The sequence below is a fragment of the Collinsella sp. TM09-10AT genome (assembly GCF_003436275.1).
Taxonomy (GTDB): Bacteria; Actinomycetota; Coriobacteriia; order Coriobacteriales; family Coriobacteriaceae; genus Collinsella.
Genome location: NZ_QSOP01000035.1, coordinates 1 through 6,218, shown reverse-complemented (window position 1 = coordinate 6,218; position 6,218 = coordinate 1). Strand labels below are relative to the sequence as shown.

General features: G+C 55.1%; 5 protein-coding genes and 1 pseudogene. 4 read left to right on the top strand and 2 right to left on the bottom strand.

Annotation, left to right across the window (positions count from 1 at the left end; all coding sequences use genetic code 11):
- Positions 1-99 precede the first annotated feature (99 nt).
- Together DXD77_RS09970 and DXD77_RS09965 are read right to left on the bottom strand one after the other, a co-directional pair.
- Positions 100-750 (bottom strand): LexA family transcriptional regulator, encoded by a 651-nt coding sequence (locus tag DXD77_RS09970; protein WP_117648557.1) that lies wholly within the window; start codon positions 748-750, stop codon positions 100-102.
- A gap of 1 nt (position 751) precedes the next feature.
- Positions 752-2,002 (bottom strand): arginine deiminase family protein, encoded by a 1,251-nt coding sequence (locus tag DXD77_RS09965; RefSeq protein ID WP_158549139.1) that lies wholly within the window; start codon positions 2,000-2,002, stop codon positions 752-754.
- A 277-nt stretch (positions 2,003-2,279) separates the two neighbouring features.
- On the opposite strand from DXD77_RS09965, the gene DXD77_RS09960 reads away from it, so the two are divergent.
- From DXD77_RS09960 to DXD77_RS09945, 4 genes and pseudogenes are all read left to right on the top strand, one after another.
- Complete coding sequence (locus tag DXD77_RS09960; protein ID WP_187361863.1) at positions 2,280-3,716, top strand: YfcC family protein; 1,437 nt, start codon at positions 2,280-2,282, stop codon at positions 3,714-3,716.
- A gap of 42 nt (positions 3,717-3,758) precedes the next feature.
- On the top strand, positions 3,759-5,003 hold the full coding sequence (locus DXD77_RS09955; protein WP_117648555.1) for an arginine deiminase family protein: 1,245 nt from the start codon (positions 3,759-3,761) through the stop codon (positions 5,001-5,003).
- Positions 5,004-5,089: 86 nt separating this feature from the next.
- On the top strand, positions 5,090-6,097 hold the full coding sequence (argF, locus tag DXD77_RS09950) for an ornithine carbamoyltransferase (RefSeq protein WP_117648554.1): 1,008 nt from the start codon (positions 5,090-5,092) through the stop codon (positions 6,095-6,097).
- Between the two features lie 23 nt (positions 6,098-6,120).
- Positions 6,121-6,218 (top strand): annotated as a pseudogene (locus DXD77_RS09945) (carbamate kinase); the annotation flags it as partial.

Below are 6,218 nucleotides of genomic sequence, written 5' to 3'. Positions count from 1 at the left end.
ACTAGCCTCTCTTCATGAGCCCCGCAGTCCGCTCCGACTGCGGGGCTTTTGCTGTTTGGAGCGCGAGCAAATGAGGAAGGCGAATAAGAGCCAATCTGATTAGATGCTCAGGTCATGGGATGCCTGAAACCAGACGATGACTCCGAGAATCCTGATTCGGCGTTTGTCCAGCACAATATCCGGTTCCGACGTGCGATATGAGTAGGATGACAGCATCACTGTGTTCGTGCCGGTGCTATATCGCCGTATGACCATTCTGGAATTATCGGCCAAGGCGATGACGGAGCATCCGTTCCAGGGTTTCAGGTTGGGGTCCACCAGGAGAAGGGATCCTATCGGATAGCATTTGGACATGGCAGATGTGTCCATTTGAACAAAAAAGCACCCGCGATGGTTTTTGAATACGGATGAGGGGAGCGCCGTTGTTCCGGTCTGCTTAAGTCCCGTTCTGCCTCCATTCATCTGGATTTTAAATACATCGCAAAGGGAGTCAGTAGTAGTTTCCTTGGATTTCCGCTTCTGCCCCTCGTAGTCGAGCTTTGCGGCAAGCCCTGCGGTTTCAGATGTGAGATCGTCGAGCGGCAGATTGAATTTCGATACGATCTTGAGCAATGTTGACCGGCGGATGGCATAGCGGTCCTTTTCCCAACGGCATACCGTTTCTTTGGAGACGCCGATGAGTGCCGCGAACTCCTCTTGCGTGAGCTGCTCGCGCTTGCGAAGAGCCTTTATGTTTTGACCCGTTCCCATGTTATGAAGCGCGGACGAGGGGAAGGCAGAGGCAGCTGGGGCCGCCAAAGCCGTTTGTCAGCTCAAAGATAGAGATGGGCACAAGTTCAATGCCCGCCTGCTCCAGTGCTTTGTTAGTCTCGGCGTTCTCTTCGTATACGCAGACCTTGCCGGGCTCCAGGCAAAGGGTGCTTATGGCATTGTTGGTTCTTTCGACCTCCGCCGCTCCGGGATTTGAACCGCCGCAAGGGATGAATTGCAGCGAGCTTGAACCCAGGGCTAATCTCAAGGCTTCTTTCAGCCCACCTTCGACATGGCGCGCCCGGGTTGTCCTTTCCGATCTGCCCCGTGTAATGCGGTAGACTCGCGCTTGATCGAGAAGCTCCCGGGCTACGAGGAATGTCTCGTAGCCAACACGAGTGAAGTATGTGTCGAGATGAATACAGAGATCATCGTAGGGAACCTGAATGGCCCATACGGACTCAATAGTTGAGCGCTCATCCCAGAGCAAGTTATTTGCTAGGGTATCTATCGCTGCCGGCTCGGTTCGTTGGGATATACCAACGGCAACGTTCTCGCTATTGAGGTTGTGCAGGTCGCCGCCTTCAATGTGGTAAGTCGATTCATGCTTGAAGAACTGAGGGATCTCGCGGAAATCCGGGTGATAGCTAAAAATCGTTTTGTAGGCGATAACCTCACGGTTGCGCTCTGACCAGTACATATGGTTGAGCGTGACACCTTCGCCGATGACGCTCGCCGGATCGCGCGTGAACCACATGGTGTTAAGGGGGCCTACGAGAAGGTCGTCAGGCGAATATGCGTCTCCTGTCAGTTTTGCGAGGCTGAACATCTCTTTATCCGTGTCGAAGACCTGGGAATAACGGATGCCGTTGACGGCCGCTTGGGCCAGAGCGCGGGAGCCCTCGATGTGCTCGAGGTAATCGCGAATAGCGGACTCGAGCTCAATGCCGCACGCGCCGCATTCTCTAATGAAGCTATCGATAAAGGAGCGACGCGCTTGGTCTGTCGCATCAAGGGCTTCGGTAAGAAGGTTTTCAAGATAGAGAATCTCTACCCCTTCGTGCTCGAGCATCGCCGAGTAAGCATGATGCTCCCTAAGGGCTTTATCAAGATCGAATGAGCTGCTAGACGGACGCAACGTAAAGACCCGATTGAACTGCCCGTCGGGGTAGTTGCGCGTTTCGGGGCCGGGACAGTGCAGAAGCACCTTTTTTAGCTTTCCTATTTCATTTTGAACATGCAATGCGGACATGTGACCTCGCTTTGGCGGTGAGTGTTTATTGCTTCCATAGTGGCACATTACGAGTTTGATTCAATTTACATCATATCTGTCACAGGTGAATGGCACGAACCGACTTAGTAATTAATGTTAAACATCAATTTAGATAGCAAATTGACAAATTACATCAATCTGAAATCCGTTTACGGGTCGATGCGCTTCGTTGGCGGGCGAAGAGACGGAAGGGTGTTTTGCGCGATGACACAATGGCTTTGCCGGCAACGAAAAACCCCTGAATTAAGGAGGAGAGATGGCAGAGACAGAAAAGAAGCGCACTCTTCGAGTCCCGCACGTGTACACCATCATTCTCGTCTTGATGGCCGTATTTGCCGTTCTGACCTGGGTCGTGCCTTCGGGTTCGTTTGAGCGCCAGGAGGTTAACGGTCGCGAGGTAACGGTCTCGGGCACCTATGAGCCTGTCGATAAGGTCTATACGGACGAGGACGGCAACGAGGTCGATCTTCGCCAAGGCATCTTCGAAGTACTTGAGGCCCCTGCGATCGGCATCCAGCAAGCGGTCGAGGTCGTTGCATTCATTATGATCGTGGGAGGTTCCTTCCAGGTCATCACGGCGACCGGAGCCATCACGAGCGGCGTCGCCCGAGTGGTGAAGAAGTTCAAGAGCAAGGACGTCCTCATCATTCCGATCCTAATGGTGCTTTTTGCCTTGGGCGGCAGCACCTTTGGTATGGCAGAGGAGACGCTTCCGTTCTTTGCGATTCTTATGCCGATCATGATGGCCATGGGCTTCGACTCAATTACAGCGTTCATGACGGTGTTTGTGGGTGCCCGTATCGGATACATCGCATCTACCGTAAACCCGTTCAACGTCCTGATTTCCCAGGGCATCCTCGGTATCCAGGGCAACCCCCAGCTTTGGTTGCGTACTATCGCCCTTGTCGTGCTCACTGCAGTTGCCATCGCATGGGTTGTGATGTATGCCCTCAAGGTTAAGAAGAATCCCGAGGCATCCCCAGCTTTCCACGATGATATCGAGAAGCGCAAAGAGTTTGGTGCGGACGAGAATCTCCTCGATAGCGAGTTCACCGGTAGGCAGAAAGCCGTTATGGTTATTTTCGTGCTTGGACTTGCCGCCATCATTTGGGGTCTGGTGGCCCAGGGCTGGTACATGAACGAAATCTCTGCGATTTTCTTGGCCATGGCCCTTCTTTCGGGTGTTGTTTCCGGGATGAATGAGAAGGAGATCGCTGGCGAGTTCGTTAAGGGAATTGCAGACTTCGCGTTCTCTGCCATCGTTGTTGGCCTCGCCCGCGGAATCCTCGTAATCGCCAATGACGGCCTCATCATCGATACGATTCTCAACACGCTCGCCACGGCTCTCTCCGGAGTTCCGGCAGTTATCTTTACGAGCATTCTCTATGTCGTGGATAACCTTCTGTCGATCCTCGTTCCGAGCTCCTCGGGCATCGCTGCTCTTACGATTCCCATTTTCGGCCCGCTTGTTGAGCTGATGGGCTTAAACCCCGAGGCCGCAGTTACTGGTCTTTCCATGGGCAGCGCGGCCATGTCTCTCATTTCGCCAACAAGCGCGATGCTCGTTGCCGGTCTTGGCGTCTGCAAGATTCCGCTAGGCCAGTGGTGGAAGGTCGCTTGGAAATTCTTCCTGGTCGTAAGCGTTATCTGCATGGCATTCACTGCGGTTTCGGGTCTTATCCCCCTGCCGTAAATGCAAAACCCCACATACAAGTTGTGAGAAAGAAGGATAGAGATGAACAAAGGACTGAACGTTCATAGCGAGATTGGCGCCCTCAAGAAGGTGTGCGTCCATCGCCCCGGTATGGATCTTGTAAACATGAAGGCGGAGGATTTCGACCGCGTTTGGATTCACGACGCGTTCTATCTGGACTATGCCCAGAAAGAGCACGATCAGTTTACCGACCTTCTTCGCGGCGCTGGCGCCGAGGTCGTCTATATGGAAGAGCTGCTCGCTGAGACGTTTGACAAAGTCGAGGGCACTCGCGCAGAGTTCATGACGAAGTTCATGGGTGAGTCCGGCATCTCCAACGCGGCCCTTCGCCAGGCCGTTGTCGAGAAGCTTGATTCGATTAAGGACAACAAGGAGTTTGTCCTTGCTGCCATGGGCGGCCTCTACGTTCGCGACCTCGAGATCCCCAAGGTTGGCGGTTCTCTTGCCAGTATGGACGGCGAGGAGTTGAAGGCTGACGATATGGTGCTGTTCCCCATGCCGGCCTCGTATTTCTCCCGTGACCCTCTGGCTGTCGTGGGCAAGGGCGCTACCATGAACCGCATGTACTGGAATCAGCGCAACCGCGAGGTAATCTTCTACGAAACGGTGCTGCGCAACCATCCCGATTACGCCGGTAGCCCCATCTGGTACGACCACAACAGCGAGTGGCATATCGAGGGCGGCGATATCCTCAACATCAACGCCAAGACGCTCGCCATCGGTATTTCCGAGCGCACCCAGACTGCAGCCATCGATGAGCTCGCCAAGAATATGTTCTGGGGTTCCGATGAGGCCGAGATCGAGAACATCTATGCCATCAAGATTCCGCACGGCTATGCCTACATGCACCTCGACACCGTCTGCACGCAGGTCGATCGCGATAAGTTCACGGTCTATCCCGGCATCTACCAGACGCTTCGTGCCTACCGCTTGACCAAGGGCGATTCGGAGGGGGAGGTGCATATCGAGGAACTCGAGGGCACCCTGCAGCATATCCTCGAGCTTGCGACGGGTATGGACCATATCACCATGATTGAGTGCGGTGGCGGCGATCCGATCGAGGCTTCCCGTGAGCAGTGGAACGATGGTTCCAACACTCTTGCGGTCGCACCGGGCAAGGTCTGCGTGTATGAGCGCAACGTTGTCACCAACGATGCTCTTTACAAGGCTGGCGTCGAGCTGCTCGTCGCTCCCTCCGAGGAGCTTTCTCGCGGTCGCGGCGGCCCGCGCTGCATGACCATGCCGTTCTGGCGTGAGGAAATCTAGTCAGCTTTAGCGTATCTGGGCGGCGCGTGTGCGTCTGCGCCGCCCATCCCTCCTTGTGTGTTCCAACAATCGAAAGGACTCAAATCATGGCTCTTAATCTTTCTGGTCGAAGCGTTCTTACCCTGCTTGACTTTACGTCCGAGGAAATCGAGTACATGCTCGACCTCTCAAAGAACTTCAAGGATATGAAGCGCGCCGGTTATCCGCACCGCTTTCTCGAGGGCAAGAACATTGTCCTGCTGTTTGAGAAGACCTCCACGCGCACGCGCTGTGCCTTTGAGGTCGGCGGTATGGACCTGGGTATGGGCGTGACCTACCTCGACCCCGGCTCGTCGCAGATGGGCAAGAAAGAGTCCATCGAGGATACCGCCCGCGTGCTCGGCCGTATGTATGACGGTATCGAGTACCGTGGTTCTGACCAGTCTGTCGTCGAGGAGCTTGCCGCCAAGGCTGGCGTTCCCGTCTGGAACGGTCTGACCAATGAGTACCATCCCACCCAGGCCCTTGCCGACATTCTTACCATGCGTGAGGAGTTTGGCGACACGCGCGGCATGAAGCTCACCTATATGGGCAAGGAGCAGGGCAACGTCAGCGACTCCCTGATGGTTATCTGCGCCAAGCTCGGCATTAACTTCTGCTCCTGCGGACCCAAGGGCGATGTCGAGGGCGCCACGCACTTCGATCCCGAGCTTCTTGAGCGCTGCCAGGAGATCGCCGCTCAGAATGGCTGCACGATCCAGCTCACTGAGGATATCGAGGAGGGCGTCAAGGATGCAGACGTGATCTATACGGACGTTTGGGTCGGTATGGGCCAGGCTGAGGAGCTGTGGAAGAGCCGAATCGATCTTCTCTCTCCCTATCGAGTAACGCCCGAGGTCATGGCCAAGGCAAACCCCGGCGCCATCTTTATGCACTGCCTGCCGAGCTTCCACGATACGCAGACCACCATCGGCGCCGAGATTGCCGAGAAGTTCGGCGTGACCGAGATGGAGGTTTCCGACGAGGTCTTTGAGAGCGCGCAGTCTCGTGTGTTCCAGGAGGCCGAGAACCGCATGCATACCATTAAGGCCATGATGTACGCGACGCTTCGCTAATAGCTGGGAAGTGAACGAACACTATGAGTAAACCGTACGGTAAGCCCGATCGTATTGTCGTCGCCCTTGGCGGCAACGCCCTCGGCAACAACCCCGTCGAGCAGATCGAGGCCGTGAGCAA